The organism is Actinotalea solisilvae (assembly GCF_016464425.1).
GTDB classification, from domain to species: domain Bacteria; phylum Actinomycetota; class Actinomycetes; order Actinomycetales; family Cellulomonadaceae; genus Actinotalea; species Actinotalea solisilvae.
Genome location: NZ_JADDKQ010000021.1, coordinates 24010 through 50676 on the forward strand (window position 1 = coordinate 24010; position 26667 = coordinate 50676).

General features: G+C 75.8%; 30 protein-coding genes and 1 riboswitch. Of the genes, 13 read left to right on the forward strand and 17 right to left on the reverse strand.

Annotated elements, in window-relative coordinates; translation table 11 throughout:
• Window positions 1–63 precede the first annotated feature (63 nt).
• The 5 genes from JIG38_RS16165 to mca all read right to left on the reverse strand — a co-directional run bounded on the left by JIG38_RS16165 (window position 64) and on the right by mca (window position 3814).
• A complete protein-coding gene (locus JIG38_RS16165) occupies window positions 64–738 on the reverse strand; it encodes an ECF transporter S component (protein ID WP_199424851.1) in 675 nt (224 codons plus the stop codon).
• Window positions 735–1451, reverse strand: coding sequence for a YkoF family thiamine/hydroxymethylpyrimidine-binding protein (locus JIG38_RS16170; RefSeq protein ID WP_199424852.1), 717 nt, complete (start codon window positions 1449–1451; stop codon window positions 735–737). Before JIG38_RS16170 ends, JIG38_RS16165 begins: the two co-directional genes overlap by 4 nt.
• A gap of 76 nt (window positions 1452–1527) precedes the next feature.
• Window positions 1528–1647, reverse strand: a riboswitch (TPP riboswitch).
• Window positions 1648–1689: 42 nt separating this feature from the next.
• Window positions 1690–2505, reverse strand: a complete 816-nt coding sequence (locus tag JIG38_RS16175) for a nitrilase-related carbon-nitrogen hydrolase (protein WP_199424853.1) — start codon at window positions 2503–2505, stop codon at window positions 1690–1692.
• Complete coding sequence (locus tag JIG38_RS16180; protein ID WP_199424854.1) at window positions 2502–2906, reverse strand: hypothetical protein; 405 nt, start codon at window positions 2904–2906, stop codon at window positions 2502–2504. Before JIG38_RS16180 ends, JIG38_RS16175 begins: the two co-directional genes overlap by 4 nt.
• Window positions 2903–3814: a mycothiol conjugate amidase Mca gene (gene mca / locus JIG38_RS16185; protein ID WP_307844992.1), complete on the reverse strand. Its 912-nt coding sequence runs from the start codon at window positions 3812–3814 to the stop codon at window positions 2903–2905. Before mca ends, JIG38_RS16180 begins: the two co-directional genes overlap by 4 nt.
• 154 nt (window positions 3815–3968) lie before the next feature.
• Between mca and JIG38_RS16190 the strand changes: the two genes are divergently transcribed.
• The 3 genes from JIG38_RS16190 to JIG38_RS16200 all read left to right on the forward strand — a co-directional run bounded on the left by JIG38_RS16190 (window position 3969) and on the right by JIG38_RS16200 (window position 5831).
• The gene (locus JIG38_RS16190) at window positions 3969–4385 is read left to right on the forward strand and encodes a DUF4307 domain-containing protein (RefSeq protein ID WP_199424855.1); all 417 of its coding nucleotides are present in this window, start codon (window positions 3969–3971) and stop codon (window positions 4383–4385) included.
• 362 nt (window positions 4386–4747) lie between these two features.
• A complete protein-coding gene (gene greA / locus JIG38_RS16195) occupies window positions 4748–5239 on the forward strand; it encodes a transcription elongation factor GreA (protein WP_199424856.1) in 492 nt (163 codons plus the stop codon).
• A gap of 31 nt (window positions 5240–5270) precedes the next feature.
• Entirely contained in the window at window positions 5271–5831 is a 561-nt protein-coding gene (locus JIG38_RS16200; protein ID WP_199424857.1) for a GNAT family N-acetyltransferase, read from the forward strand.
• A 41-nt stretch (window positions 5832–5872) separates the two neighbouring features.
• Here the strand turns inward: JIG38_RS16200 and ilvA are convergent, their stop codons facing one another.
• The 3 genes from ilvA to JIG38_RS16215 are packed head-to-tail and all read right to left on the reverse strand — an operon-like array spanning window position 5873 to window position 9532.
• The gene (ilvA, locus tag JIG38_RS16205; protein ID WP_199424858.1) at window positions 5873–7108 is read right to left on the reverse strand and encodes a threonine ammonia-lyase; all 1236 of its coding nucleotides are present in this window, start codon (window positions 7106–7108) and stop codon (window positions 5873–5875) included.
• 4 nt (window positions 7109–7112) lie between these two features.
• A complete protein-coding gene (locus JIG38_RS16210; RefSeq protein WP_307844987.1) occupies window positions 7113–8330 on the reverse strand; it encodes an AI-2E family transporter in 1218 nt (405 codons plus the stop codon).
• Window positions 8327–9532 carry a cystathionine gamma-synthase gene (locus JIG38_RS16215; RefSeq protein ID WP_199424859.1) on the reverse strand — a complete coding sequence of 402 codons (1206 nt, stop codon included), beginning with the start codon at window positions 9530–9532 and terminating at the stop codon, window positions 8327–8329. Before JIG38_RS16215 ends, JIG38_RS16210 begins: the two co-directional genes overlap by 4 nt.
• Before the next feature lie 112 nt (window positions 9533–9644).
• Here JIG38_RS16215 and msrA point away from each other — a divergent pair, with 112 nt between their 5' ends.
• Window positions 9645–10274: a peptide-methionine (S)-S-oxide reductase MsrA gene (gene msrA, locus JIG38_RS16220; protein WP_199424911.1), complete on the forward strand. Its 630-nt coding sequence runs from the start codon at window positions 9645–9647 to the stop codon at window positions 10272–10274.
• Between the two features lie 7 nt (window positions 10275–10281).
• On the opposite strand, the gene JIG38_RS16225 is transcribed toward msrA, so the two are convergent.
• Window positions 10282–10902 (reverse strand): ATP-binding protein, encoded by a 621-nt coding sequence (locus tag JIG38_RS16225; protein WP_199424860.1) that lies wholly within the window; start codon window positions 10900–10902, stop codon window positions 10282–10284.
• A gap of 149 nt (window positions 10903–11051) precedes the next feature.
• On the opposite strand from JIG38_RS16225, the gene JIG38_RS16230 reads away from it, so the two are divergent.
• From JIG38_RS16230 to JIG38_RS20745, 5 genes are all read left to right on the forward strand, one after another.
• On the forward strand, window positions 11052–11993 hold the full coding sequence (locus JIG38_RS16230) for an ABC transporter ATP-binding protein (protein WP_199424861.1): 942 nt from the start codon (window positions 11052–11054) through the stop codon (window positions 11991–11993).
• Window positions 11990–12859, forward strand: a complete 870-nt coding sequence (locus JIG38_RS16235) for an ABC transporter permease (protein WP_199424862.1) — start codon at window positions 11990–11992, stop codon at window positions 12857–12859. The genes JIG38_RS16230 and JIG38_RS16235 overlap by 4 nt, the downstream gene beginning before the upstream one ends.
• 170 nt (window positions 12860–13029) lie before the next feature.
• Window positions 13030–13971, forward strand: a complete 942-nt coding sequence (locus JIG38_RS16240; RefSeq protein ID WP_199424863.1) for an ABC transporter ATP-binding protein — start codon at window positions 13030–13032, stop codon at window positions 13969–13971.
• Window positions 13968–14828 carry an ABC transporter permease gene (locus JIG38_RS16245; RefSeq protein ID WP_199424864.1) on the forward strand — a complete coding sequence of 287 codons (861 nt, stop codon included), beginning with the start codon at window positions 13968–13970 and terminating at the stop codon, window positions 14826–14828. Before JIG38_RS16240 ends, JIG38_RS16245 begins: the two co-directional genes overlap by 4 nt.
• Before the next feature lie 77 nt (window positions 14829–14905).
• Window positions 14906–16192 carry a sensor histidine kinase gene (locus JIG38_RS20745; RefSeq protein WP_199424865.1) on the forward strand — a complete coding sequence of 429 codons (1287 nt, stop codon included), beginning with the start codon at window positions 14906–14908 and terminating at the stop codon, window positions 16190–16192.
• Between the two features lie 6 nt (window positions 16193–16198).
• On the opposite strand, the gene JIG38_RS16255 is transcribed toward JIG38_RS20745, so the two are convergent.
• The gene (locus JIG38_RS16255; RefSeq protein WP_199424866.1) at window positions 16199–16609 is read right to left on the reverse strand and encodes an SRPBCC family protein; all 411 of its coding nucleotides are present in this window, start codon (window positions 16607–16609) and stop codon (window positions 16199–16201) included.
• Window positions 16606–16944 carry an ArsR/SmtB family transcription factor gene (locus tag JIG38_RS16260; RefSeq protein WP_307844988.1) on the reverse strand — a complete coding sequence of 113 codons (339 nt, stop codon included), beginning with the start codon at window positions 16942–16944 and terminating at the stop codon, window positions 16606–16608. The genes JIG38_RS16255 and JIG38_RS16260 overlap by 4 nt, the downstream gene beginning before the upstream one ends.
• A 185-nt stretch (window positions 16945–17129) precedes the next feature.
• Between JIG38_RS16260 and JIG38_RS16265 the strand changes: the two genes are divergently transcribed.
• The 4 genes from JIG38_RS16265 (at window position 17130) to JIG38_RS16280 (ending at window position 21468) form a co-directional block, all read left to right on the forward strand.
• A complete protein-coding gene (locus JIG38_RS16265; RefSeq protein ID WP_199424868.1) occupies window positions 17130–17981 on the forward strand; it encodes an ABC transporter permease subunit in 852 nt (283 codons plus the stop codon).
• Window positions 17982–18042: 61 nt separating this feature from the next.
• The gene (locus JIG38_RS21120; protein WP_199424869.1) at window positions 18043–19419 is read left to right on the forward strand and encodes a sensor histidine kinase; all 1377 of its coding nucleotides are present in this window, start codon (window positions 18043–18045) and stop codon (window positions 19417–19419) included.
• Window positions 19416–20093 carry a response regulator gene (locus tag JIG38_RS16275; RefSeq protein WP_199424870.1) on the forward strand — a complete coding sequence of 226 codons (678 nt, stop codon included), beginning with the start codon at window positions 19416–19418 and terminating at the stop codon, window positions 20091–20093. The genes JIG38_RS21120 and JIG38_RS16275 overlap by 4 nt, the downstream gene beginning before the upstream one ends.
• A gap of 43 nt (window positions 20094–20136) precedes the next feature.
• A complete protein-coding gene (locus JIG38_RS16280) occupies window positions 20137–21468 on the forward strand; it encodes a D-arabinono-1,4-lactone oxidase (RefSeq protein WP_199424871.1) in 1332 nt (443 codons plus the stop codon).
• An 86-nt stretch (window positions 21469–21554) separates the two neighbouring features.
• Here JIG38_RS16280 and JIG38_RS16285 read toward each other — a convergent pair whose 3' ends face one another.
• The 6 genes from JIG38_RS16285 to JIG38_RS16310 all read right to left on the reverse strand — a co-directional run bounded on the left by JIG38_RS16285 (window position 21555) and on the right by JIG38_RS16310 (window position 26530).
• Window positions 21555–21974: an FKBP-type peptidyl-prolyl cis-trans isomerase gene (locus JIG38_RS16285; protein ID WP_199424872.1), complete on the reverse strand. Its 420-nt coding sequence runs from the start codon at window positions 21972–21974 to the stop codon at window positions 21555–21557.
• Window positions 21975–22105: 131 nt separating this feature from the next.
• On the reverse strand, window positions 22106–22522 hold the full coding sequence (locus JIG38_RS16290; RefSeq protein WP_199424873.1) for a pyridoxamine 5'-phosphate oxidase family protein: 417 nt from the start codon (window positions 22520–22522) through the stop codon (window positions 22106–22108).
• 69 nt (window positions 22523–22591) lie between these two features.
• On the reverse strand, window positions 22592–23593 hold the full coding sequence (locus JIG38_RS16295; RefSeq protein ID WP_199424874.1) for an acetylxylan esterase: 1002 nt from the start codon (window positions 23591–23593) through the stop codon (window positions 22592–22594).
• Between the two features lie 89 nt (window positions 23594–23682).
• Entirely contained in the window at window positions 23683–25089 is a 1407-nt protein-coding gene (locus JIG38_RS16300; RefSeq protein WP_199424875.1) for a cystathionine beta-synthase, read from the reverse strand.
• Window positions 25086–25649: a hypothetical protein gene (locus tag JIG38_RS16305; protein WP_199424876.1), complete on the reverse strand. Its 564-nt coding sequence runs from the start codon at window positions 25647–25649 to the stop codon at window positions 25086–25088. Before JIG38_RS16305 ends, JIG38_RS16300 begins: the two co-directional genes overlap by 4 nt.
• The gene (locus JIG38_RS16310) at window positions 25646–26530 is read right to left on the reverse strand and encodes a Bax inhibitor-1/YccA family protein (protein ID WP_199424877.1); all 885 of its coding nucleotides are present in this window, start codon (window positions 26528–26530) and stop codon (window positions 25646–25648) included. Before JIG38_RS16310 ends, JIG38_RS16305 begins: the two co-directional genes overlap by 4 nt.
• Window positions 26531–26667: the final 137 nt, after the last annotated feature.

A 26667-nucleotide genomic window follows, 5' to 3' on the forward strand; every position in this document is an offset into this window, starting at 1 on the left:
CGCCCCCGGGCGCCCGCGCGGCCGTGCGCGCCGGCGCGCCGGGGCCCGGCTCCGCCGCCGCCGTCACCCGAGGTCGCCCGCCGGGCCGCCCGCGTGCTCGCGGGCCCACCGGTCCCGGCCCGCGGCGAAGTCGTCGAGGACGCCGGTGCGGAGCAGGCCGTCCGCGAGCACCTTCGCGAGCGCGCCCGTGAGCACGAGCCCGCTGACGAGCTGGAGCACGACGCGCAGGGCGAGGTGGTCCTGGTGCCACCAGTCGGCGGCCGTGCCCGCCCACAGGAAGTTCGCCGCCACCGCCGTGACGCCGGACGCGAGGAACGTCGGCCACCCGTAGCGCCGGTACCGCGTCGCCGCGAACGCGAGCTCGGCCCCGCCGCCCTGCACCAGCCCGGCGACGAGCAGCGTCGGACCCGCGGGCGACCCGAGGAAGGCGAACTCGACGAAGGCCGCCGCCGTCTCCGCGACGATGCCGGCGCCGGGCCGCCGCACGACGAACACCGCGAGCGGCGCGACGACGATCCAGCCGCCCATGAGCGCGTTCTGCGCGAGGTCGCCGAGCGGCCCCATGGCGACCTGGAGGCCGCCCCACGCCTGCACCAGCGCCCAGTAGAGGAAGCCGAAGACGGCGGCGAGCACGGCGAGGACGACGACGTCGCGCAGGGCCCACGGCACACGCCGGCCCCGGCCGGTCGCGGGTGCCGTGGGCGCGGGGGCCGCGGGAGCCGTCCGCTCGGCGCTCACCGGACGCTCCCGGCGGCCGCGGGGACGCCCGCGTCGCGCGCCGTCGGCGACCCGAGGCTCAGGGTCGCGTGCGTCACCACGTGGGCGACCTCCCCGCCGAGCGCGGACCAGGTGTCGACGAGCGTCGCGAGCACGTCCGCGAGGTCGCCCTCGAGCCGCGTGACGAGGTGCTCCGGTCGGGCGAGCGTCCCGCTCGTCGCGGCGCGGTCGATCGCGCGCCCGATCGGCCCCATGACGTCGGCCGTGGCGAGGGGGTAGAGCGCCCAGTGCGCCGCCGCGCGGAGCCCGGTCGGCGCGAGGCGCACGGGCGCGACCGCAGCGAGCCCGCCCTCGAGGTCGCACCCCACCTCGCCCGGGCACCCGCGCGAGAGGTGCACGACCGCGACCACGTGCCCGCTCGGCGTCGCGGACGCTGCGTGCGTGAGCACCGCGACGAGGTACCGCGCGAGGTCGGCCTCGGCCCCGCGCACGAGCGTCGACACGTCGTCGGTCGCCACCTGCACAGCCGGCACGGCGAGGGCACCCGCCGCGAGCGACCCGAGCACCACCGGCACGACGTCGTCCGCCGCGGGCAGGAGCGTGAACCGCAGGCCGACGCCCAGGCGCTCGTGGTCCGCGCCGGCTGCCCGTGCCGTCGCGGCCGGGGCGGTCGTCCGGGGCGGGTCGGCGCTCGGCGTGCTCGGGGCGGTCGTGCGGGCGGGTGCGGTCGTCATGGCGCCTCCTGGTGCGTACCGGCGCCCCCAGGGGAGCGCGACGGCACGGCACACGTCGGACACCCGACCCGCCGCAGCGGTGTGCCTCGCCCAGCTCCCTACGCCGGTGCGAACCGGGTCAGGTTCCACGGGTCAGTGGCTCGACCTTGCGGTCCGACCACACTCTCAGCGCGTCAGCGCTCCCCGGGGGCTTGTCGCGCCGACCCTACGCCCGGCCGGTGAGGAGTCAAGGCGGCGGTCAGGACGTGGACCGCGGCTCCACGCGGTAGCGCCGGTTCTCCAGCGACGGGTTGCGCTCGCGCACGGCCGCGACGACCGTCGCGTCGAGGTCGCCCGCCGCGACCTCCGGACCCTCGCTGCCGTCCGTGCCCGGCGCGCCCGCGAGGACGACGCCCACGGGGTCGACGACCGCCGGGTTGCCGGTCACGCCCCAGCCGCGCTGCGTCGCGCCGAGGACGTACGCGGTGCTCTCGATCGCGCGCGCGCGCAGGAGGGTCGCCCAGTGGTCGGCCTTGTGCTCGCCCGCGGCCCACGCCGCCGGGACGGCGAGCGCCGTCGCGCCGGCGTCGACGAGGCGCCGCGCGGACTCGGGGAACCGGAGGTCGTAGCAGGTGAGCACACCCAGCCGCACGCCCCCGACGTCGACGACCAGCGGCGCCGCGGCCGGGTCGCCCGGCTCGAGGCGCTCGGACTCGCGCTGGCCGAAGGCGTCGTAGAGGTGCACCTTGCGGTAGGCCCCCAGCACGCCCCCGGGCCCGACGGCGACCACCGTGTTGCGCGCGCGGCTCGGTTCCGCGCCGGGCTCGACGGTGCCCGCCACGACCGTCGTGCCCGTGCGGGCGGCCACGTCGCAGAGCGTCGCGACGAAGTGCCCGTCCAGGGGCTCGGCGAGCTCGGGGCCCACGCCGCGCGGCTCGAACGCCGACGCGTACTCGGGCAGCACGACGAGCGCGGCGCCCGCGTCGGCGGCGCGCAGGACGGCGTCGCGCGCGGCGGCCGCATTCGCCGCCCGGTCCGTGCCGGACGCGAGCGCGACCGCGTGGGCGCGGATCACGGCCTCGGGCCGCCTGCGGCGCCGCCCGGCGCGTCGTCGACCGGCGGCACGTCGGTCGCCGGCGACCCGCTCGGCGGAACGTCGGTCCGCGGGGACCCGGCCGGCGGCACGTCGGCCGGCCCGTCGGCGGCCGCGGCGCGCGCGGCCGCCTCCTCGAGCCGGCCGCGGTGCTGGACGCCGCGGATCTTGCGGGTCATGGACAGGAAGAGCGGGATGCACGCGAGCACCGCCGCGAGCGTCACGGCGAACCCGAGCACGCCGGGCGTGACGCTGTCGGGGTCGACCCCCTCCTGCACCTCGGGCTCGGCGGGACCGGGCGTCGCCGCGGTCGCCGTCGTCCACGTCGCGGGTGCCGGACCGGCCCACAGACCTGTCACGAGCTCGCCGCCCAGGGCGGTCACCGGAAGTCCTCGGGGTGGATCCCCGCGAAGAGGTCGTCCTCGAGCAGGTGGGTGGGCACGCGCGACTCGGCGAGCTCGTACTCCTCGACGGGCCACACGCGGGCCTCGAGCTCGCGCGGCACCGCGAAGAAGAAGCCCTCGGGGTCGATCTGCGTGGCGTGCGCCACGAGCGCGGCGTCGCGCGCCGGGAAGTGGTCGGAGCACGGCACGCGCGTCGTCACCTCGCGCTCGGGGATCTCGCGCATCTCGCGCGAGGACAGCCAGTCCCCGAACGGCGACGCCAGGCCCTCGCCGAGGAGCGCGTCGTGGATCGTCCGCAGGCGGGCCATCGAGAAGTCGTGGTTGTAGTAGAGCTTGAGCGGCTCCCACGGATCGCCCAGGCCGCGGTAGCGGTCCGGGTCCCCCGCCGCGGCGAACGCCTCGGCCGCGACCCGGTGGCACATGATGTGGTCGGGGTGCGGGTAGCCGCCCGTCGGGTCGTACGTCGTCATGACGTGGGGCCGGAACTCGCGCACGAGGCGCACGAGCGGGGCCGCGGCCTCCTCCAGGGGGACGAGCGCGAAGCAGCCCTCGGGCAGCGGCGGCAGCGGGTCCCCCTCGGGCAGGCCCGAGTCGACGAACCCGAGCCACTGCTGCCGGACGCCGAGCGCGGCGGCCGCGCCGGCCATCTCGACCTGGCGCACGGCGGCCATCTGCTCGAGCGTCTCGTGGACGTCGGCGTAGCGGGGGTTGAGGATGCTCCCGCGCTCTCCGCCCGTGCAGGTGACGACGAGGACCTCGACGCCGCTCGCGGCGTACATCGCCGTCGTCGCCGCGCCCTTGCTCGACTCGTCGTCGGGGTGCGCGTGCACGGCCATGAGGCGGAGCCCTGCTCTCGAACGGCCGCCCGGCGTCACGGTGCTGTCCATGCCGCCCGTCGCGTTGGCGTCCTGGGTCACCGACGTGCCTCCTCGTGGGTCCTCGTCCGGCGTGCCGCGGACCGGCGCGCACCGGGGACAATGGTGTCCTACGCCGGTGACACGCCGCACCACGCGCCCACGCCGCACGGCGCCCCCGAGGGAGATGACGACCACGACCAGCACCCCGGCCGCCGCCCGACCGCCGGCGGGCCGCTACGGGCCCGAGCCGCGACCGGGCGCCGCGCGCCTGCGCACGGCCCTCCTCGCGCTCCTCGGCGCCGCGGCCGTGGGCGTCGCCGCGTGGTTCGGCCTCGCGTCGGGCGACGCCGCCGTGAGCTGGAAGGACGTCGGCTTCACGATCGACGAGGGCAGCGTCGACGTCGTGTTCGACGTCATCCGCCCGGACCCCTCGGTGGCGGTCGAGTGCCGACTGCAGGCGCTCAACGAGCAGCACGCCCAGGTCGGGGTGGTCACGGTCGCCGTCGCGCCCGCGGAGGACCGGGTGCAGCGGCTGCGCGCGACGGTCGCCGTGTCCGAGCCCGCGGTGACCGGCGTCGTCGAGACCTGCTGGACCGACTGACGAGATCCCCGACGCCGCGGACCGGCCCGAGCACGGTCGCGCGACCCGTCACGCGACGGCCGGGCGGCCTTCGCACGGCCCGCTTGCTATGATCGTCGTTTCCACCGCCCCCAGGGCCCGGCGCACGCGCCACCGACCGACCGCTCCGGCGGACCGGAGCGGGTCGCAGCACGTCCGGCGCACGGACGACGTCGGCGCACCGCGGCGCTGTCGCACCGGCCGTCGCACGGCCGGACCGGCCAGGGGGTACGGATCCCGCACCTGACCAGCGCCCGGCACGGGCGCACCCGCACGAGAACGACTCGAGCACGACGACCGGGCACGTCGCCCGGCACGGACGTGCACGTACGGAAGGAACGACCGTGACCGACACGACCACGCCCGTCGTCTGGCTGACCCAGGAGGCGCACGACCGCCTCGCGGCCGAGCTCGAGCAGCTCTCGACCACGGGCCGGACGGACATCGCGACCAAGATCGAGGCCGCGCGCTCCGAGGGCGACCTCAAGGAGAACGGCGGCTACCACGCGGCGCGCGAGGAGCAGGCCAAGCAGGAGGCGCGGATCCGCCAGCTCCAGCAGATCCTGCGGTCGGCCCGCGTCGGCGAGGCCCCGCCGGACGACGGCGTCGTCGAGCCGGGCATGGTCGTCGAGGCGACGGTCGCCGGCGAGCGCATGCGCTTCCTCGTGGGCTCGCGCGAGGTCGCCGATGGCACCGACCTCGACGTCTACAGCGACCGCTCCCCCCTCGGCGCCGCGATCGTCGGGCGCTCGCGCGGCGAGACGACGTCGTACACCGCGCCGAACGGCAAGGAGATCACCGTCGAGATCCACGAGGCGAAGCCCTACCAGCCCTGACGCGCGCGCCGCGTCGAGCGCCTGCGCGCCCGTGAGCACGACACCCGACACCCCGGTCCTCCCCGAGGACCGGGGTGTCGTCGTGCGTCCGGGGCGTGCCGACGACGCGGCCGGCCTCGCGCGCGTGCACGTCGCCGCGTGGCGCGCGGCGTACCGCGGCCAGATGCCCGACGCGTACCTCGACGCCATGGACCCGGCGCGCTGGGAGCGCGGCTGGGACCGGATGTTCGCCGAGGGGCGCACGCGCCACCTGCGCGTGGCCACGCGCGACGGCGCAGTCGTGGGCTTCGTCGACGTCGGGCCGGAGCGTGAGCCCGACGGGCCGCCCGGGCCGGCCCCACGCGGCGAGCTCTACGCGATCAACGTCCATCCCGACGCGTGGGGGTCGGGCGCGGGCCGTGCGCTGCTCGAGGCCGCGCAGGACGCGCTGCGGGCGCTCGGCTTCGCCGACGCCGTCCTCTGGGTGCTGCCCGGCAACGCGCGCGCCCGGCGGTTCTACGAGCGCGCCGGCTGGGCCGACGAGGGCACCGAGAAGACGACGACGGTCAACGGCGTGGAGGTCGTCGAGCGCCGGTACGCCCGCACCCTCTGACCCGCGGGGCGCGCCAGGCCGCACGGCGAGCGCGGGGAGCCTCAGGCCTCGATCCGGTACCCCGCGGCGCGCAGGTGCTCCAGCACGCGCGCGCAGTGGTCGGGCCCGCGGGTCTCGACCTGGACCCCGATCTCGACCTCGTCGATCCCGAGGTCGAGCGCCGTGCGGACGTGCCCGACGTGCATGACGTTGCCGCCCGTGGCCGCGAGGTCGGCGAGCAGCGCGGCGAGCGCGCCGGGCCGGTCGTCGATCCGGACGCGCATCTGCAGGTAGCGGCCGGCGGACGCGAGGCCGTGCCGGACGACGCGCAGGAGCACGAGCGGGTCGATGTTGCCGCCCGAGAGCACGACGACCGCGGGCGTGGCGACCTCGAGACCCGCCATGAGCGCGGCCACGCCCGCCGCGCCGGACGGCTCGACGAGCATCTTGGCGCGCTCGGCCACGAGCAGCAGCGCCCGGGACAGGTCCTCCTCCGACACGGTCCGCACGGGCACGTGGTGGCCCGCGAGGATCGCGAACGGCACGTCCCCGGGGCGCCCGACGGCGATCCCGTCCGCCATGGTCGCGAGCCGCCCGGCGGGCAGCGGGTGCCCGGCCGCGAGCGAGGCCGGGTAGGCCGCGGCGCCCGCGGCCTGGACCCCGATCACCTGGACGTCCGGCCGGTCGGCGAGCGCGGCGACGATCCCGGCCGCGAGCCCGCCGCCACCGACGGGCACGACGACCGTGCGCACGTCCGGCACCTGCTCGAGGATCTCGAGCGCGACGGTCCCCTGGCCGGCGACGACGTCGGCGTGGTCGAACGGGTGGATGAGCACGGCGCCGGTGCGCTCGCTGTGCCGGCGGGCGGCGTCGAGCGCCTCGTCGACGCTCGCGCCGTGGTGCTCGACGGTCGCGCCGTACTCGCGCGTCGCCGCGACCTTGGGCAGCGCCGCGCCGACGGGCATGTAGACCGTGGCCTGCACCCCGAGCAGGCGCGCCGCGAGCGCGACGCCCTGGGCGTGGTTCCCCGCGCTCGCCGCGACGACACCGCGCGCCTTCTCCTCGTCCGTGAGGCGCGCCATGCGCACGTAGGCGCCGCGGATCTTGAAGGACCCCGCCCGCTGGAGGTTCTCGCACTTGAGCAGCACGGGCCCGCCGGCGAGCGCGCTCAGCGCACGGCTGGACTCGACGGGCGTGCGGAGCACGACGCCCTCGAGGACCCGCGCCGCGGCGGCGACGTCGGCCGGGCCGACCGGGTCGGCCGCGGACGGACGGGCGGGGGACGCCGTCGTGCTCATGGCCTCAGGCTCCCACTCCCGGGTCGCCGACGGGACCGTCGAGCCGGCGCATGCGCTCGGCGAAGCCCTCACGGTCGCTGCCGAGCGCGGGGAACTTGTCGTGCCCGTGCAGGTAGAGGATCGCGGTGTTGAGCGTCGCGATGAGCGGGACCGCGAAGAGCGCGCCGACGATCCCCGCGGCGAGCGAGCCCGCCGCGACGCCGAGCAGCACCGCGACCGGGTGCAGCGACACGGCGTGGCCGAGCAGGAGCGGCTGGAGGACGTGGCTCTCGAGCTGCTGCACGCCGAGCACGATCGCGAGCATGATGAGCGCCGTCCCGAGCCCCTGGTCCACGAGGGCGACGAGCACGGCGATGGCGCCCGTGGCGATCGCGCCGACGAACGGGATGAAGCTCGCGAGGAACACGAGCACGGCGAGCGGCAGGGCGAGCGGGATGCCGAGGATCGCGGCGCCGACGCCGATGCCGATCGCGTCGATCGCGGCCACGAGGATCTGGGTGCGCGTGAACGCGGCGAGCGTCACGGCGCCGCGCCGCGAGGCCTCGTACGCGCGGACGCGCGAGCGCTCGGGCAGGAGCCGCAGCACCCAGGTCCAGATCTGGGCACCGTCCTTGAGGAAGAACAGCAGGCAGAACAGGGTCACGACGGCACCCGCGAGCACGTGGCCGAGCGTCGTCGTCACCGAGACGGCGCCCGAGACGAGCGAGCCGCTGTTGGCGCTCAGCTGCTCCTGCGCCTGCTCGAGGTAGCCGTCGATCTGGGCCTGGTCGAGCCCGAGCGGGCTCGCCGCGAGCTGGACGAGCAGCTCCTCGAAGCCGGCCTGCGCCTGCGTCCAGAGCTCGCCGAACCCCTGGGCGATCTCGCGTCCCGCGAGGGTCACGAGCCCGGCGACGAGCGCGAGGAGCGCGACGACCGTGATCCCGGCGGCGGCCCCGCGCGGCAGCCGCAGCCGCCGGACCATGAGGTCGACGACGGGCGAGAGCAGCACGGTGAGCAGGAGCGCCAGCACGACGGGGACCCACAGCACCTTCGTGTAGGCCATGACGAGCGCGAGCGCCGCCACGGCCACCAGCACGAGCAGGAGGCGCCACGAGAACGCGGCCGCGACCCGCACGGACCGGGGCACCGACTCGCTCGCGGGGCGGAGGTCGACCGGACCGGGGTCGAGCACCTCGTCGCGCGTGGTCGCGCCCGTCCCCTCGGTCACGCGCGGCGTGCTCACGCGAGGGCCTGGCCCAGGTCGGCCACGAGGTCGGCGACGTCCTCGATGCCCACGGACAGCCGGACGAGGTCGTCGGGCACCTCGAGCGCCGACCCGGCGACCGAGGCGTGCGTCATCTGGCCCGGGTGCTCGACGAGCGACTCGATGCCGCCGAGCGACTCGGCGAGCGTGAAGACCTTCGTGCGCGCGCACACGTCGAGCGCCTTCTCCCGGCTGCCGACCCGGAAGGAGACCATGCCGCCGAAGCCGCTCATCTGACGCGCGGCGAGCTCGTGGCCGGGGTGGTCCTCGAGCCCCGGGTAGATCACCTGCGTCACGGCCGAGTGCTCGCGCAGGAAGCGCGCGACGGTCATGGCGTTGGCGCAGTGCCGGTCCATCCGGACGGCGAGCGTCTTGAGCCCGCGCAGCGTGAGCCACGCGTCGAACGGGCCCGCGACCGCGCCGGACGCGTTCTGGTGGAAGCCGACCGCGTCCGCGACCGACGTCGTGCCCGTGGGGCCCTCGAGGTCGACGGGCAGCTGCGCGCCGTCGGCCACGACGAGCGCTCCCCCGACGACGTCGCTGTGCCCGCCGATGTACTTGGTCGTCGAGTGCACGACGACGTCCGCGCCGAGCGCGAGCGGCTGCTGCAGGTAGGGCGTCGCGAAGGTGTTGTCGACGACCAGCACCGCGCCGGCGGCCCGCGCGAGCGCCGCGAGCGCGGCGATGTCGCTCACGCCGAGCAGCGGGTTGGTCGGCGTCTCGACCCACACGGCCTTGGTGCGGCCGGGCTCGATCGCCGCCGCGACGGCGTCGACGTCGGACAGGTCGACGGGCGTGTGGTCGACGCCCCACGGGCCGAACACGCGCGCGACGAGCCGGTAGGTGCCGCCGTAGGCGTCGTCGGGCACGACGACGTGGTCGCCCGGCCGCAGGACTGCGCGCAGCAGCGTGTCCTCCGCGGCGAGGCCCGACGAGAACGCGAAGGCCCGCGCGCCGCCCTCGACCGCGGCGAGCGCCTCCTCGAGCGCGGTGCGCGTCGGGTTGGCCGAGCGCGAGTACTCGTAGCCGTTCCGCAGGCCGCCGACGCCGTCCTGCTTGTAGGTCGAGACCTGGTAGATCGGGGGCACCACGGCGCCCGTCGTGGGGTCCGGCTCGGAGCCCGCGTGGATGGCGCGGGTCGAGAATCCGGAGGCGGTCCAGTCGTGGGGTGTGTCGCTCACGTGCCCAGGCTAGAGGGCGGCGGGAACACCGGCGTGCCGGGCACGCGTTGACCGGACGTCACCCCCCGACCTCCAGGAGGACACCGTGTTCGGATCGCGCCTGCGCACCACGATGGTCACGCCCGAGGGGGCGCTGCGCGGACGGGACGCCTACCCCTACGCCGTGCCCGAGCGGCACGCCGTGCTCGGCACGCCGCTCGCCGGCCCGTGGCCCGAGGGCACCGAGGTGATCCACCTCGCGCTCGGCTGCTTCTGGGGCGCCGAGAAGGAGATGTGGCAGCTGCCGGGCGTCGTCACGACGGCGGCCGGCTACCAGGGTGGGTACACGACCTTCCCCACCTACGAGGAGGTGTGCACGGGCCTCACCGGGCACACCGAGGCGGTGCTCGTCGCCTACGACCCGACCGTGCTGAGCGCGACCGAGCTGCTGCGCACCTTCTGGACCCTGCACGACCCGACGCAGGGCTTCCGCCAGGGCAACGACGTCGGCACCCAGTACCGGTCGGCGATCTACACCACCACGGACGAGCAGGCCGAGGCCGCGCGCGCGACGCGCGAGGCGTTCGAGCCCGAGCTGCGCCGCAACGGGTACGGCGCCATCACGACGGAGATCCGCCCGGCCGCCGACGCGGGGCTCTTCTACTACGCCGAGGACTACCACCAGCAGTACCTGCACAAGGTCCCGAACGGCTACTGCCCGGTCCACTCGACCGGTGTGGCCTGCCCGGTCCCGACCGCCTGAGCGGACCTCACGGGCCGCGCTCGTCGACGACCTCGACGGCGAGCGCGGCCCAGCGCGTGAGCACGTCGAGCTCGCGCGGCGCGGGCGCGAGGTGCGGGTCCGGCCGGAACGTCACCGTGGTCCCCGTCGTGCCGTCCGGCGCGACGGGGACCAGGTCGCTGACAGGCACGCCGCGGGCGTAGTCCTGCGTCCACGACCCCTCGCGACGGCGGTTGAGGTGCACGAGGCGCACGCTCAGCGCGCTCACCACCGACATGCCGCGGCGCGGGTGGCCGTCGGGCAGGAGAGGGCCGGGACCGCGGTCCTCCCCGGGACCGCCGAACCGCAGGTCGCGCGTCGCCATGACGGGCTTGCGGACGGCGTTCCCCGCCTCGACGCGCGTCTGGGTGCCGCGACCGTCGTCGGCGACGGCGACGGACCCGTCCGTCCCGAGGACGACGCGGCAGCGGCCGCGGCGCGTCGGGTCGCCCTCGGCCCGCGCGCGGTCCTCGGCCTCCTCGGCCGCGTACGCGAGCACCTCGAGCACGAGGTGCAGCACCCCGCCGGGAGCCCACGCGAAGGGCGCGCGCCGGACGGCCTCGAGGTGGGCGAGGTCGACCGTGCGGGACCAGTCGTGGGTGGCGCTCACGGGGCCATCCTCCCGCTCGAAGCACCCCTTCCGGGGGACCTCGTGGTCCTCGCGGACGACCCGAGGCCCGGCCCGATCTCGTCCTCGCGGGCGTCCCGGCCGTGCGGGCGCCGCTCCTACGTTCGGGTCACACCGACCGAGGAGGCAGCATGATCGAGGTAGCAGGGCTCACGAAGAGGTACGGGGACAAGACGGCCGTCGACGGCATCTCGTTCACCGTGCGACCGGGCATGGTCACCGGGTTCCTGGGCCCCAACGGAGCCGGGAAGTCCACCACGATGCGCATGATCGTCGGGCTGGACCGGCCCACCGCGGGCACGGTCACGGTCAACGGCAGGTCCTACGCCCAGCACCGCGCGCCGCTCGGCGAGGTCGGCACGCTGCTCGAGGCCAAGGCCGTCCACACCGGCCGCTCCGCCCGCAACCACCTGCTCGCGCTCGCCGCGACCCACGGCATCGGCAGCCGCCGCGTCGACGAGGTCGTCGAGATGACCGGCCTGCGCGGCGTGGCGCGCAAGCGGGCGGGCACGTTCTCGCTCGGCATGGGCCAACGCCTCGGCATCGCGGCCGCGCTCCTGGGCGACCCGCGCACGCTCATCCTCGACGAGCCCGTCAACGGCCTCGACCCCGAGGGCGTGCTCTGGGTCCGGACCCTGCTGCGGCACCTGGCCTCGGAGGGCCGCACGGTCTTCCTGTCCTCGCACCTCATGAGCGAGATGGCGCTCACCGCCGACCACCTCGTCGTGGTCGGGCGCGGGCGGCTCATCGCCGACGCGCCGGTCGCCGAGATCGTCGCGCGCGCCCAGTCCGACGTCGTCCGGGTGCGCACGCCCCAGGCCGCGGTGCTCGAGCGGGCCCTCGCGCGGCCGGGCGTCACGGTGACCTCCGTCGCGCACGACGTGCTCGAGGTCGCGGGGAGCTCCCCGCAGGCGATCGCGGAGGCCGCGCTCGCGGCCGGCGTCGCTGTGCACGAGCTCGCCGCGGTCCAGGCGTCCCTCGAGGACGCGTACATGCGCCTCACCGCCGACGACGTCGAGTACCACTCGACGCCGGTCGCCCCCGAGCGCGTCCCGGCGGGGAGCGCGCGGTGAGCGCCGCGACGGCCGTCCGGCCCGACGTCGCCCCGACCGCCCCGCGCACGCCCGTGCGCCCGGTCACCTTCGGCCGCCTCGTCGCGTCCGAGTGGATCAAGCTGCGCAGCCTGCGCTCGACGTGGTGGACGCTGGGCGTGGCCGCGCTCTTCGTCGTCGCCATGGGTGTGCTCCAGACCTGGGGCACCTCGACCGACCCGGCGAACTTCGGGTCGGGCGTCTCGCAGAGCGCCGCGACCTTCGTCACGGGCGGCTGGGTCGTCGCGCAGCTCGTCGTGTGCGTGCTCGGGGTCCTCGTGGTCACCGGCGAGTACGGCACCGGGCAGATCCGCTCGACCTTCACGGCCGAGCCGCGCCGCGTGCCCGTGCTCGGCGCGAAGCTCCTCGTCCTCGTCGGGACGGTCGCCGCGGCGATGACGCTCGCCGTCGCCGTCGCGTGGGCCGGCTCCGCCGCCTGGTTCGACGACCTCGGCCTCACCGTCGACCTCACGAACCCGAGCGACCTGCGCGTCCTGCTCGGCACGCCGCTCTACCTCGCGACCGTCGCGGCGCTCGCGTTCGCCTTCGGCGCGCTCGTGCGGAACTCGGCCGCGGGCATCGCGACCGTGCTCGGCCTGCTGCTCGTCGTCGAGAACGCGTTCTTCCTCATCCCGGGGCGGTTCGTCGAGCTCGCCGGGCCGTTCCTGCCCTCGCGGGCCGGCAGCCTCGTGCTCCAGGACGACGCGAGCCTCGAGGCCGAGGCGATGTGGGCCGAGATGTCGGACGTCGCCGCGCTCGGGCCGTGGCAGGGGTACGGCGTCCTCGTCGCCTGGGTCGCGGTGCTGCTCGCGGGCGCCGTCGTGCTGCTGCGCCGCCGGGACGCCTGACGGTCCGGCGGCGGGACCACCGCCGTCCGGCCCCGGCGCTGCCCGCCGGACGGCGGAGCGCATCATCCTCACGGCGTAGCGGGAGGGTCGGGAGATCTCCGTCTCCCGACCCTCCCGCCGCGTGCGGCGCCCCCTCTACGTTCGAGGGGTACCACCGACGAGGAGGAACGATGATCGAGGCCACAGGTCTCACGAAGAGGTACGGGCAGAAGACCGCCGTCGACGGCGTGTCCTTCACCGTCCGCCCGGGCATGGTGACCGGGTTCCTGGGCCCCAACGGGGCCGGCAAGTCCACCACCATGCGCATGATCGTGGGGCTGGACCGCCCCACCGCCGGCACCGTCACGGTCAACGGCAAGCCGTACGCCGAGCACCGCGCGCCGCTCGGCGAGGTCGGGACGCTGCTCGAGGCGAAGGCCGTCCACACGGGCCGCTCGGCCCGCAACCACCTGCTCGCCCTCGCGGCGACCCACGGCATCGGGCGGCGCCGCGTCGACGAGGTCATCGAGATGACCGGCCTGGGCGCGGTCGCCGGCAAGCGCGTCGGCGGCTTCTCGCTCGGCATGGGCCAGCGGCTCGGCATCGCCGCCGCGATGCTCGGCGACCCGCGCACGCTCATCCTCGACGAGCCGGTCAACGGCCTCGACCCCGAGGGCGTCCTGTGGGTGCGCACGCTGCTGCGGCACCTCGCCGCCGAGGGCCGCACGGTCTTCCTGTCCTCGCACCTCATGAGCGAGATGGCGCTGACCGCGGACCACATCGTCGTCATCGGGCGCGGACGGATCATCGCCGACGCCCCGGTCACGGACGTCGTCGCGGGGGCCGCGAGCGCGGGCACCGTGCGCGTCCGCACGCCGCACGCCGACGCGCTCCAGCACGCGCTCGCCGGGCCGGGCATCACGACGACCCCGCTCGAGCAGGGCCTCTTCGAGGTCGTGGGCAGCACCGCGGCCGCGATCGGCGAAGCCGCCGCGGCCGCCGGCGTCGTGCTCCACGAGCTCACCCCCGTCCACGGCTCCCTCGAGGACGCCTACATGCAGCTCACGGCCGAGGAGGTCGAGTACCACTCGACGCCCGTGCCCGCGACGACCACCGAAGGAGTCCTGCGATGACCGCCGTCGCCTCCCCCGCGCTGCCGGCACGGCCGCGCGTCCAGGTCCGCCCCTCGAGCTTCGGCCGCCTCGTCGCCGCCGAGTGGATCAAGTTCCGCACGCTGCGCTCGACGTGGTGGACGCTCGGCGTCGGCGCGGCGCTCATGGTCGCGCTCGCCGTCCTGCAGACGTGGGGCACGACGACGATCGCCGAGGAGGCCGGCGGCTTCCCCGACCTGAGCGGCGCCGCGTACATCACGGGCGGCGCGTTCCTCGGCCAGCTCGCGTTCGTCGTCCTCGGCGTCCTCGCCATCACCGGCGAGTACGGCACCGGCATGATCCGCTCGACGTTCGCCGCCGCCCCGCGTCGCCTGCCCGTGCTGTGGGCCAAGCTCGTCGTGATGTTCGCGGCGGTCTTCGTCGTCTCGCTCGTGGCGGTCGCCGTCGCGTGGCTCGGCAGCATGGCGTGGTTCGACGAGCTCGGCCTCTCGGTCGACCTGTCGAGCAGCGAGGACGTGCGCATCATCCTGGGCACCGCCCTCTACCTCGCGACGACGACGGCGCTCGCCTACGCGATCGGCGCGCTCGTGCGGGTCTCGGCCGCCGGCATCGCGATCGTGCTCGGGCTCCTGCTCGTCGTGGAGATCGCGTTCGCGGCCATCCCGTGGCGCCCGCTCCAGGTGCTCGCGCCCTTCCTGCCGTCGAGCGCGGGCGGCCGGCTCATGATGGACGACGCGTCGATCGAGTCGAGCCGCGCGTTCGCCGAGGCGAGCGACGTCGTGTCGCTCACCCCCTGGCAGGGCTACGGCGTCCTCGTGGCGTGGGTGGCCGTGCTGCTCGCGGTGGCGGCCGTGCTCCTGCGTCGGAGGGACGCCTGAGCACGTCCGCCGCGGCGCCGGCGCCCCCCGGGGCGCCGGCGCCGTTCACCGAGCTGTCGGCGCGTCGGCTGGGGCCGGTGCGCCGCTTCGTCGTGCGGCACCCCGTGGTCGTCGACGTGCTCGTCGTCCTGTGGTTCGTCGTCGTCGCGCTGCTCGGCCCGCTCATCACCGCGGACGGCATGCGCTACGACTCCGTCGCCGCGAACGACGGGCTGGCCCGGGCCGTGCCCTGGTGGGCGGGCGCCGTGACGATCGCGGGCGTCGTCGCGCTCAGCCGGCGTCGCGCGCGCCCGCTCGCGGTGACCGCGACCATGACCGGTCTCGCCGTCGTCTCCCTCGCAGGCACCGGCCAGGTCGGCGGCCTCGACCTCGGCATCGCCTTCGGGACCTACGCCGTCGCGGCGACGTACCGGCCGACCGTCACCTGGCGCACCGCGGGGGCGGCGGTCGCGGTCGTCGCGGCCGCCGGGCTGCTGCTGCCGCTGCCGCGCCGCGCGGCCTACCTCGTGGACGGCTGGGAGCCGCCCGAGGACCTCGGGGGCACGCTCACGGACCCCGTCGCGCGCGGCGAGTGGGCCGGCTCGACGCTCGCCCTCGTCGCCGTGCTGCTGCTGGCCATCGCGATCGGGACGAGCGTGCGCAACCGCCGGCTCCACCTGGCCGACCTCGTCGACCGCGCGAACGCGCTCGCGCGCGACCGCGAGCGGCAGGTCCAGCTCGCGCGCGCCGCCGAGCGGGCCACGATCGCCCGCGAGATGCACGACGTCGTCGCGCACAGCCTGTCCGTGATGATCGCGCTCGGCGACGGCGCCAACGCGGCCCTCGACCGGGCGCCCGACCGCTCGCTCGCCGCGCTCGCCGAGCTCTCGGCGACCGGGCGCACCGCGCTGGGCGACATCCGCCGGATCTTCGGGGTCCTCGACGACGGGGCCGGCACCAGCGCGCCCGCCGACCCGTCGCCGGAGGGCCTCGACCTCACCGGGCTCGTCGAGCGCTTCCGCGCCGCCGGGCTGCCGGTCCGCGCCACCGGGCTCGGCGACCCCGGGCTCGCGCAGGCGGGGACGACCCTGCGCCTCGCGGTGCACCGCATCGCGCAGGAGGCGCTCACCAACGCGCTCCGGTACGCACCGGGCACCGCCGGCGTCGAGCTCGCGCTGCGGCGCACCGAGGGCGCCCTCGAGATCGAGGTCGTGGACCGCGGGCCCGCCGCCCCCGTCCCCGCCAGCGAGGGCTCGGGCCGCGGCCTCGTCGGCATGAGCGAGCGGGCCGCGGTGCACGGCGGGACCGTGGAGGCCGGCCCGTTCGCGGGCGGGTGGCGGGTCCGCGCGCGCCTGCCCTGGCCGCAGGACGCCGACGCCGGCTGAGGCGCGTCAGCCCAGTCGCTCGAGCCGGTCGAGCGAGAGCTCCCAGCCCTCGGCGTGCCCGCTCGCGTCGTCCGCGTCCGCGAGGCCGGAGTGCACCAGGACGAGGCGCGTGCCGCCGTCGTCCGCGGGCGCGAGGTCGACGCGGACCTGCGAGGCCGGGTCCTCCGACGTCGTCCACCGCCAGGTGAACGCGACGAGCCGGGCGGGCTCGAGCGCCGTGTACTCGCCCTCGGCGACGTAGCGTCCCTCGCCCATGTCCACGCGGTACCGGCCGCCGACGACGGCGTCGGCGGTCACGGCGAGCGCGAGGTCGGGGTTCGGGCAGAACCAGCGGCCCAGCAGCCCGGGGTCGGTCCAGGCGGCGTAGACCCGCTCGGGCGGGGCGGCGAGGGTGCGTTCGACGCGGATCTCGGTCATCGGTCGTCCTGCCTCTCGTCGTCGAGCAGCGCCTCGAGGCGGTCGAGGCTCGCCGTCCAGAAGGAGCGCATGTCGCCCAGCCAGGCGTGCGCCTCGGCGAGGGCGGCGGGGCGCAGCGCGCACTCGACCGTGCGGCCCACGCGGCGGCGCGTCACCAGCCCGGCGTCCACGAGCACGGCCACGTGCTTGGTGAACGCGGGCAGGGACATCGCGTGCTCGGCCGCGAGGACGCCGACCGTCGCAGGCCCGTCCGCGAGCCGACGGACGACGGTCCGGCGGGTGGGGTCTCCCAGGGCGCGGAAGGTCCGGCTGAGGGTCGCGCCGGTCGGTTCCACGAGCGACACTTAACCACATGGTTAAGCGATGTCGCCAGCCCGGGCCACCGCGAGGACGACGTCGTCATCCTCGCGGGGTAGCCGCCGCGCGCCGCGATCTCGTCCTCGCGGGCGTCCCCGCCCCGTCGCGCCGTCCGTAGCGTCGGTGCCGACCGCACGACCGCTCGTCCCGCAGGAGATCCGCCATGACCACGCTCGCCGTCCCCGCACCCGCCCTGGTGGCACGGCCCCGCACCCCGGTGCAGCCGCCGACGACGACCCGGCTCGTGCGGTCCGAGTGGATCAAGCTGCGCTCCCTGCGCTCGACCTGGTGGGCGCTCGCCGCGAGCGTCGCCGTCGTCGTGCTCCTGGCGGTGAGCCGGGCCTCGAGCATCGCGCGGGTCCCCGAGGCGATCGGCGCGCCGAGCATGGTGGGCGCCGTCTACGTGACGTCGGGCGCCGCGATCGTGCAGCTCGTCCTGTGCGTGCTGGCCGTCCTCGCCGTCACCGGCGAGTACCGGACCGGGCAGATCCGGTCGAGCCTCGTGGCCGTCCCGACCCGGCTGCCCGTGCTCGGCGCCAAGCTGGCCGTGGTCGTCGCCACGGTCCTCGTGACGTCGGTGGTCGCCGTCGGGCTCGCGTGGGCGGCGAGCGCCTCGTGGCTCGACGTGTCGCAGATGCCGGTCGACCTGGGTGACCCGGACGAGCTGCGGATCCTGCTCGGGACCCCGCTGTACCTCGCGACCGTCGCCGCGCTCGCGTTCGGCATCGGCGCGCTCGTGCGGAGCTCGGCCGGCGGCATCGCCGTCGTCGTCGGCCTGCTGCTGGTCGTCGAGAACGCCGTCGCGCTCCTCCCGTGGGCGCCGCTCCAGGCCGTGAGCCCGTACCTCCCCGCGACGGCCGGCAACCGCCTGCTCACCTCCGACCTCGTCGGGTCGGTCACGACGACGTCGGCGAGCACCACGCTCTCCCCGTGGCAGGGCTACGGCGTGCTCGTGGCGTGGGTCGTCGTCGTCCTCGCCGCCGCCGCGGTGCTGCTGCGCCGGCGGGACGCCTGAGCGCCGTGCGCGGCCGCGGCCCGCGGTGCGCGGCACCCGCCCGACCTGGGAGAGTGCTGCCGTGGGCCGCCAGCGCGTGACGGACGGGGAGCCGCCCGCCGGGGCGCCGCTGTTCACCGAGCTGTCGGCGCGGCGCCTCGGGCCGGTCCGACGCTTCTTCGTCCGGCGGCCCGGCGTCATGGACGCCCTCGTCATGGCCGTGTTCTGCGGCACGGGCCTGCTCCTGGCCGGCGGCGCCCGCAGCATGTACCCGCTCGACGAGGTCCTGGGCCGGGTCGCCGCCGAGCGCATGGAGCTGTGGGGCGTCGGGCTGGTCGCCGCGGGCACGGTCGCGCTCGCGTGGCGCCGGCGCCGGCCCGTGACGGTCGCGGTCGTCATGGGCCTGCTCGGCGCGACGGCGCTCGTGACGAGCGGCGCGACGAACGGCTACGAGCTGGGCGTCCCCTTCGCCCTCTACGCCGTGGCCGCCGCGCGGCCGGCGCTCGTGACGTGGTGGACGTTCGGCGGCACCGTCGTCGCCCTGCTCCTCGGCGGCATGACGGAGCTCGCGATCCAGGTCGGCGCGATGACGCTCGGCTACTCGACCACCCCCGTCCCCGGCGCCGACGGGGCCGTGGAGGTGGTCGTCGAGGCCACGGGCGGCCAGGTCTGGGCGTACCACGCGGCGTCCGTCGTCCTGCCCGCGCTGCTCGCCGTCGCCATCGGGACGAGCGTGCGGAACCGGCGCCTGCACGTGGCGGACCTCGTCGACCGGGCCAACGCCCTGGCGCGCGACCGCGACCAGCAGGCGCAGCTGGCCCGGGCCGCCGAGCGGGCCCGGATCGCGCGCGAGATGCACGACGTCGTCGCGCACAGCCTCACGGCGATGATCGCGCTCGGCGACGGCGCGGCCTCGAGCGTCCGCGACGCGCCCGAGCGGTCCCGGACCGCGCTCGACGAGCTCTCGGCGACCGGCCGGGCCGCCCTCGCGGACATGCGTCGCCTCCTGGGCGTGCTGCACGGCGACGACGCCGACGACGGCGCGGTGCCGTTCGAGCCGCAGCCGACCGCGCCCGACCTGGGCGTGCTCGTCGAGCGGTTCCGCGCCGCCGGCCTGCCGGTGCGGGCGACCGGCCTCGGCGACGACGTCCTCCCTGCGGACCCCAGCCTTCAGCTCGCGGTGGTCCGCATCGTCGAGGAGGCGCTCGGCAACGCGCAGCGTCACGCGCATGGCACGCTCGGGGTCGAGCTGGCGGTCCGCCGGCTCCCGGGCGGCGTGGAGGTCGACGTCGTCGACCAGGGCACGGGCGTGCCGGCCCGGGCGCGCGAGGGGACGAGGCGCGGGCTCATCGGGATGGACGAGCGGGCCGCGGTGTACGGCGGGACGGTCGAGGCCGGCCCGCACGGGAACGGGTGGCGGGTGCACGCCTGGCTGCCCTGGGACGAGGGGACGAGATGACGACGAGGATCCTGCTGGTCGACGACCAGGCACTGCTGCGCATGGGCTTCCGGCTCGTGCTCGAGGCCGAGGACGACCTGGAGGTCGTGGGCGAGGCGGGTGACGGCCGCGCGGCGGTCGACCAGGTCGCGGCGCTGCGGCCCGACGTCGTGCTCATGGACGTGCGGATGCCGAACGTCAACGGGATCGAGGCGACCGAACGCATCGCCGCCGCCCACCCGGAGACGCGCGTGCTCATCCTCACCACGTTCGACCTCGACGAGTACGCGTTCGCGGCGCTGCGCGCGGGGGCGAGCGGCTTCCTCCTCAAGGACGCCCGGCCCGCCGAGCTCGTCGCGGCCGTGCGGACCGTGGCGTCGGGCGACGCCGTCGTCTCGCCGCGCGTGACGCGGCGCATGCTCGAGCTCTTCTCGGGGCAGCTGCCCGCGCCGGGCGACCCCGAGCCGGACGGGACGGACCCGCGCCTCGCCGAGCTCACCCCGCGCGAGCTCGAGGTGCTGCGCTGCGTCGCCGACGGGCAGTCCAACGCGGAGGTGGCCGAGCGGCTGTTCCTCTCGGAGGCGACCGTGAAGACGCACGTCGGCCGCGTGCTCGCGAAGCTGGGCGTGCGCGACCGGGTCCAGGCCGTCGTCCTCGCCTACGAGACGGGGCTCGTGCGCACCTCCGCGGGCTGAGCCTCGTCCCGCGTCCCTCGGGACCACCTGGGAGAGTGGGGCGATGAGCACCGCGACGACGCCCGGGCCCCTGCAGAACTGGGCGAAGAACCTCACCTACCGCGCCGACGTGCTGCACGAGCCGCGATCGGTCGCCGAGCTGAGCGAGGTCGTCGCCGCGGCGCCGCGCCTTCGCGCGCTCGGCAGCCGCCACTGCTTCAACGACATCGCGGACAGCGATGCCCTCGTGTCGCTCGAGCGCATGCCCGAGGTGGTCGAGCTCGACGAGTCCGCGCGCACCGTCCGCGTCTCGGGCGGCATCCGCTACGGCACGCTGGCCGGGCACCTGCACGCGCGGGGGTGGGCCGTGCACAACCTCGCCTCGCTCCCCCACATCTCGGTCGCGGGCGCCGTCGGCACCGCGACGCACGGCTCCGGCGACCGCAGCGGCAACCTCGCGTCCGCGGTGCGCGGCCTGGAGATCGTCCGGTCCGACGGCGAGCTGCTCACGCTCACCGCGGACGACCCGGACCTCGCGGGCGCCGTCGTGCACCTCGGTGCGCTCGGCGTCGTCGTCGGCGTGACGCTCGAGGTCGAGCCGACCTACGACGTCGTGCAGGAGGTGCGCACGGGCCTGCCGTGGGACGCGGCGCTCGAGCACCTCGACGAGATCACCGCGAGCGCGGACAGCGTGAGCCTGTTCACCGACTGGCGGGGCGACGCCGTCGGGCAGGTCTGGCGCAAGACGCGCGTGCCCGCCGGCTCGGGGACGCAGGCGGCGGGGAGCGCCGCGCAGGACGTCGGCACGGGCGGCGGGGCCGGCGTCGGCTCGGCGCGCGACGTGCGGCACTTCGGGGCGCTCGCCGCCGAGGGCGAGATGCACCCGCTCGCGGGCGTCGACCCGCGGAGCACGACGGCCCAGCGCGGGGTGCCCGGGCCGTGGCACGAGCGGCTGCCGCACTTCCGGATGGAGTTCACGCCGAGCCACGGCGACGAGCTCCAGTCGGAGTACCTCGTGCCGCGCGTGCATGCCGCCGACGCGATGCGGGCCGTCCGCGCGATGACCGACCGCGTCTCGCCGCTGCTCCTGGTGAGCGAGGTGCGCACGATCGCCGCGGACGACCTGTGGCTCTCGACCGCGTCCGGACGCGCGTCGGTCGGGCTGCACTTCACGTGGAAGCCGCTCCAGGACGACGTCCTGGCCCTGCTGCCCGCGCTCGAGGAGGCGCTCGCGCCGTTCGCGGCGCGCCCCCACTGGGGCAAGCTCTTCGCGGACCGGGACCGCGCCCTCGCGGCGCTCTACCCGCGCCTGCCGGACTTCCGCGCGCTGGTCGAGCGCACGGACCCTCGCGGCGCCTTCCGCAACGCCTGGCTCGAGCGCCACGTCCTCGCCTGACTCCCCGAGCTGCCGACGTCCGCCCGCGCGCCTCCCGGACGCGCGGGCGGACGTCGTCATCTCGGCAGGGACCGAGGGGGGAGGGGTCAGCGGCTGGTGGTGCCCACGATGTCGACCACGAAGACCAGCGTGTCCGTGCCGCCGATGCCCGCCTGGGGCATGCCGCGCTCGCCGTAGCCGAGGTGCGGCGGGATCGAGAGCAGGACGCGCGAGCCCACGGGCTGGCCCACGAGGCCCTCGTCCCAGCCGCTGATGACGGCGCCGACGCCGATGGGGAACGAGATCGACGAGCCGCGGTCGTAGGAGTTGTCGAACATGCGGCCGTTCCACACCTGGCCGTAGTAGTTGACCTCGATGTCGTCGCCCGCCTCGACCAGCTCGCCGTCGCCCTGCGCGAGGACCTGCACGGCGAGGTCGCCCGGCGCGGGGCTCTCCGGGAACGTCAGGACCGGCTTGTCGCCGAAGGAGCCCGACGCGGTGGGCAGCGGGGAGGTGGTGTCGGCCATGGGTCGCCTCTCGTCATGGCCGACGCCGGGTGCGCGGCCAGCGTCCATCGTGCCGCAGGTCGCAGGTGCGCGCCGCACGCGCGCCGCCGGTGGGGCCCCGCGGGAGGCGGCGGTCCCGACGACGTCGTCGGTCAGCGGCTGAGCGTGAACCGGCGGCCGCTGACGTGGACCGCCTCGATGGCGACCACGTGCGGCTTCTCGGTGCCGACCCAGGGGCGCAGCTGCACGTCCATCGCCTCGACCTCGTCGGCCGACAGCTCGTGCGCGACGCCGCGCACGACGACGCTGCGCGCCTCGTCCCCCTCGACGCGGTCGACCTCGAACGCGACGGTCTTGCCGACCACGACGCCGAACAGCTTGCTGCCCTCGGCCGTGCGGAACACGATCCGGCGCCCGGCGACCACGTGGTTCACGGGCGCGATGTCGACCTCGGACCCCACGTGGTACGCGAGCCGACCGAGCTGCTCCCGGCGCAGGACGTCCCACGCCTCGTCCTCGCTCAACGCGTCACCCGTCCAGGCGGTGACGGCGACGTCCTCGTCCTGCATGGTCCACCTCCCGGTCACGTCCACCGTAGCCACGCGCACGCGGCCGCGCCCGGGACCAGCGACCCGGGCCTACAGGCGCTCGGCGAGCCACCGGATCTGGCGGGCCTGCTGGTAGGCCTGGCCGCCCTCGTGCTCGTTGAAGGGGTACTCGACGATCTCGGTCACGGGCGGCGCGCCGGCCCCGCCCTCCGTGCTCACGGCGCCCCCGTAGTGGTGGTAGGCCGCGTACACGGTCGACGGCGGGCAGATGGGGTCCATGAGCGCGACCGAGAACAGCGCGTCGGCGCGCGCCCGCCGCCCGTGGTGGACGCCGTCGAGGTAGGACAGCGTGCGGAACGCCGCGTCGACGTGCTCGCGGTGCACGGACAGGTAGCGCACGACCTCGCCGTACGGGTCCGTCGACGTGATGGTCGTGGCGCGCCGGAAGTCGCACAGGAAGGGCACGTCCGGCATGGCCGCGACGAGGTCCGGCACCAGTCCCGCGACGGCGAGCGTGATCCCGCCGCCCTGGCTCCCGCCGCACACGGCGACGCGCGTCGGGTCGACGTCGGGCAGGGCGCGCGCCGCGTCGACCGCGCGGACGCCGTCGGTGAACAGGCGCCGGTAGTAGTGCTGCTCGGGGTCGAGGATCCCGCGGGTCATGACGCCCGGGACGGCGGGGCCCGAGCCGGCGTCGTCCGGCGTGTGGCCGCCCGAGCCCCACGTGCTGCCCTGACCGCGCGTGTCCATGAACAGGTGCGCGTAGCCGGCGGCGGCCCAGGCGAGGCGCTCGTGCGGCAGCCCGCGCCCGCCGCCGTAGCCCTGGTACTCGACGACCACGGGCAGCCGCTCGCGCGTGCCGGCGGGCCGGGTGAGCCACGCCTTGATCGGCTGGCCGCCGAAGCCGGCGAAGGTGACGTCCTGCACGTCGACCAGGCGCAGGCCCGTGTCGACGGGCTCGAGCCGCAGCGCGAGGTCGTGCGCGCGGGCCTCGGCCAGGGTGCGCTGCCAGAACGCGTCGAAGTCAGCGGGCTCGTCGAGCTCCGGTCGGTACGAGCGGAGCTCGACGAGGGGCAGGTCGAACAGGGGCACGGCAGCCTCCTCGGTGATCGCGCGACGACGCCGCCCCGGCGTGGCCGAGGCGGCGTCGAAACGATACAGGCGGCGGGCCCCCGCCGGCGTCAGCGGGCGAGGAAACCGAGCAGGTCGTGCCGCGTGACGACGCCGACCGGGTCGCCGTCCTCGACGACGAGGAGCGCGTCGGCGTCCTGGAGCGCCTTGCGGGCCGCGTCGACGTCCTCGCCCACGCCGATGAGGGGCAGGGGCGCGGCCATGTGCCGGTCGACGCGGTCCGCGAGGTTCGCGCGGCCGCTGAAGACGGCGTCGAGCAGCTCGCGCTCGCTCACGGCGCCCGCGACCTCGCCCGACTTCACGGGCGGCTCGGCCTTGACCACGGGCATCTGGGAGACGCCGTACTCGTGCAGGATCTCGATCGCGTCGCGCACCGTGTCGCTCGGGTGCGCGTGCACGAGCGCGGGGATCTCGCCCGACTTGGTGCGCAGGACGTCGCCGACGACCTGCCCGCCGTCCGCGTGCAGGAACCCGTAGGACCGCATCCAGGAGTCGTTGAAGATCTTCGAGAGGTAGCCGCGGCCGCCGTCGGGCAGCAGGACGACGATGACGGCCCGCGCGGCCGCCTCGGGGTCCTCGTCCTGGAGGCGCTGCGCGAGCCGGAGGGCGGCGACGACGGCCATGCCGCACGAGCCGCCGACCAGGAGGCCCTCCTCGCGCGCGAGGCGGCGCGTCATCTCGAACGAGTCGGCGTCGGTCACCGCGATGATCTCGTCGGGCACGGCCGGGTCGTACGCCGTCGGCCAGAAGTCCTCGCCGACGCCCTCGACGAGGTAGGGGCGGCCGTCGCCGCCGGAGTAGACCGAGCCGGCCGGGTCGGCGCCGACGACGTGCACGCGCCCGCCCGCGGCGGCGTCGCGGTCGGCGCTGGCGTCCTTGAGGAAGCGGCCGGTCCCCGTGATGGTGCCGCCCGTCCCCACGCCCGTGACGAAGTGCGTGACTCGACCGTCGGTGTCGGCCCAGATCTCGGGGCCGGTCGACTCGTAGTGGCTCGCGGGACCGTTCTGGTTGGCGTACTGGTTCGGCTTCCAGGCGCCCTCGATCTCGCGGACCAGGCGGTCGGAGACGGAGTAGTAGGAGTCCGGGTGGTCGGGCGCCACGGCGGTCGGCGTGACGACGACGCGCGCGCCGTAGGCCGCGAGGACGTCCCGCTTGTCCTGCGAGACCTTGTCCGGGCACACGAAGACGCAGTGGTAGCCCTTCTTCTGCGCGACCAGAGCGAGGCCCACGCCCGTATTGCCGCTCGTGGGCTCGACGATCGTGCCGCCGGGCCGGAGCTCGCCGGACGCCTCGGCGGCCTCGACCATCTTCAGGGCGATCCGGTCCTTCACGGAGCCGCCCGGGTTGAGGTACTCGACCTTCGCCAGGACGGTGGCCGCGAGGCCGTCGGTGACGCTGCTCAGCCGCACGAGCGGCGTGCCGCCGACGAGGTCCGAGATGTGCTCGGCGTACTTCACGTGAGATCCACTCCTGACAGGACGAACACGCCGATGAGCGTGACGATGGCGACGGCCCCGGTGCAGGACCACACGAGGCTGGGACGGGTCGCGGCCCACGGGCCGAAGTAGCGGCCGGCCAGGCCGCCGAGCCCCGTGGTCGAGGCCATGTAGAGGGTGCCCGCGAGCGCCGCGGCGGGCGCCGGCTCGGGGCCGCCCGCGGCGGCCGCCGCCTGGATGAGCAGCGAGAAGACGGGGAAGCCCCACAGGGCGCCGGCCGCGAAGCCGACGCCGAAGAAGACGAGCGACGCCTTGCGCTGGGGCATCCCGCGCGTCGCGCGCGCGGCCGCCCACCCGACCGCGGCCCCGGCCGTGAGCAGGAACGCCACGGTGACCGGGGCCGCGACCAGGAGCAGGCCGGGGGTCCGCAGGATGAGCGCCATGAACATCTCGGCGACGAGCATCACCGCGGCGGCGATCGCCAGGCCGGCCGCGAGGACCCGCCAGCCGGGCACCGGGACGTCGGCGACGTCCGGCAGCTCGTTCGCGTCCGCCAGGCCGCCGTGGGCGGCCCGCGTCACTCGCGGTTGAAGATCGCGAGCAGGCGCAGGATCTCCAGGTAGAGCCAGACGAGCGTGACGATGAGGCCGAAGGCCGCGGTCCACGCGAACTTCGCGGGCACGCCCTGCTCGACACCGCGCTTGATCGAGTCGAAGTCCATGATCAGCGAGGCGGCGGCGAGGCCGACCGCGAAGAGGCCGACGAGGATGCCCATCGGTCCGTTGCGCAGCGGGCCGAAGCCGTCGCTCGCCATGAAGAACGACAGGACGAAGTTGAGCAGCGAGAACGCCAGGTAGCCCACCATCGAGATGAGCAGCCAGCGCGTGAACTTGGGCGTGACGCGCACCCGGCCGGACTTGAAGAGGAACAGCGCCGCGCCGAAGGTCGCGAACGTGCCGAGGACCGCCTGGAGCACGATCGGCTGGACCGACGTGCCGTCGAACGTCATGTTCTGGAACGCCAGCGAGATGCCGCCGAGGAAGACGCCCTGGGCGACCGTGTAAGCCACGATGAGGGCCGGGCTCGGGGACTTCTTGAACGCGTTGACCAGGCCGAGCACGAGGCCGACGATCATGCCGATCGGCCAGAGGCCCGGGGCGAACGTCCAGGTGGCCGCGGCGACCGCGACGAGGAGGGCCAGCAGGCCGCCCGTCTTGACGATGACGTCGTCGTACGTGAGGCGGCCCGTGTCGCGCGTCGTCGCCGGCGGGGCGCCGTACATGTGCTCGAGCGACTGCGCGTCGACGACGGGGCCGGCGGCGTAGCCGGTCTGCGCGCCGTAGGGCGCTCCGGGCTGGCCGTACGGGGCGCCCGCCTGGGGGGCGTACGGGTTCGGCCGGACGGCCGTGCCCCGGCGCGGCTTGCCGAAGACGTCGCTGCTGGTGAAGACGGGGTTGCTCATCGTGCCTCCTGGTCGCGGCGCCAGGCCCCTCGGCGAGGGGCCGGCTGGTGTCGCTGGCCGTGGTTCATCCTACGGGGACAACGCCGTGGGGCGGCGTGGCGTTCCCGCCGCACCGCCCCACGGTCCGGCCGTCCCGG

Bases quoted from the DNA above. Each gene is read 5' to 3' on its own strand.
- JIG38_RS16170 (WP_199424852.1), bottom strand. From the start codon at position 1,451: ATGACGACCGCACCCGCCCGCACGACCGCCCCGAGCACGCCGAGCGCC.
- mca (WP_307844992.1), bottom strand. From the start codon at position 3,814: ATGGACAGCACCGTGACGCCGGGCGGCCGTTCGAGAGCAGGGCTCCGC.
- JIG38_RS16190 (WP_199424855.1), top strand. From the start codon at position 3,969: ATGACGACCACGACCAGCACCCCGGCCGCCGCCCGACCGCCGGCGGGC.
- ilvA (WP_199424858.1), bottom strand. From the start codon at position 7,108: ATGAGCACGACGGCGTCCCCCGCCCGTCCGTCCGCGGCCGACCCGGTC.
- msrA (WP_199424911.1), top strand. From the start codon at position 9,645: ATGGTCACGCCCGAGGGGGCGCTGCGCGGACGGGACGCCTACCCCTAC.
- JIG38_RS16230 (WP_199424861.1), top strand. From the start codon at position 11,052: ATGATCGAGGTAGCAGGGCTCACGAAGAGGTACGGGGACAAGACGGCC.
- JIG38_RS16240 (WP_199424863.1), top strand. From the start codon at position 13,030: ATGATCGAGGCCACAGGTCTCACGAAGAGGTACGGGCAGAAGACCGCC.
- JIG38_RS16245 (WP_199424864.1), top strand. From the start codon at position 13,968: ATGACCGCCGTCGCCTCCCCCGCGCTGCCGGCACGGCCGCGCGTCCAG.
- JIG38_RS16255 (WP_199424866.1), bottom strand. From the start codon at position 16,609: ATGACCGAGATCCGCGTCGAACGCACCCTCGCCGCCCCGCCCGAGCGG.
- JIG38_RS16265 (WP_199424868.1), top strand. From the start codon at position 17,130: ATGACCACGCTCGCCGTCCCCGCACCCGCCCTGGTGGCACGGCCCCGC.
- JIG38_RS16275 (WP_199424870.1), top strand. From the start codon at position 19,416: ATGACGACGAGGATCCTGCTGGTCGACGACCAGGCACTGCTGCGCATG.
- JIG38_RS16280 (WP_199424871.1), top strand. From the start codon at position 20,137: ATGAGCACCGCGACGACGCCCGGGCCCCTGCAGAACTGGGCGAAGAAC.
- JIG38_RS16285 (WP_199424872.1), bottom strand. From the start codon at position 21,974: ATGGCCGACACCACCTCCCCGCTGCCCACCGCGTCGGGCTCCTTCGGC.
- JIG38_RS16290 (WP_199424873.1), bottom strand. From the start codon at position 22,522: ATGCAGGACGAGGACGTCGCCGTCACCGCCTGGACGGGTGACGCGTTG.
- JIG38_RS16310 (WP_199424877.1), bottom strand. From the start codon at position 26,530: ATGAGCAACCCCGTCTTCACCAGCAGCGACGTCTTCGGCAAGCCGCGC.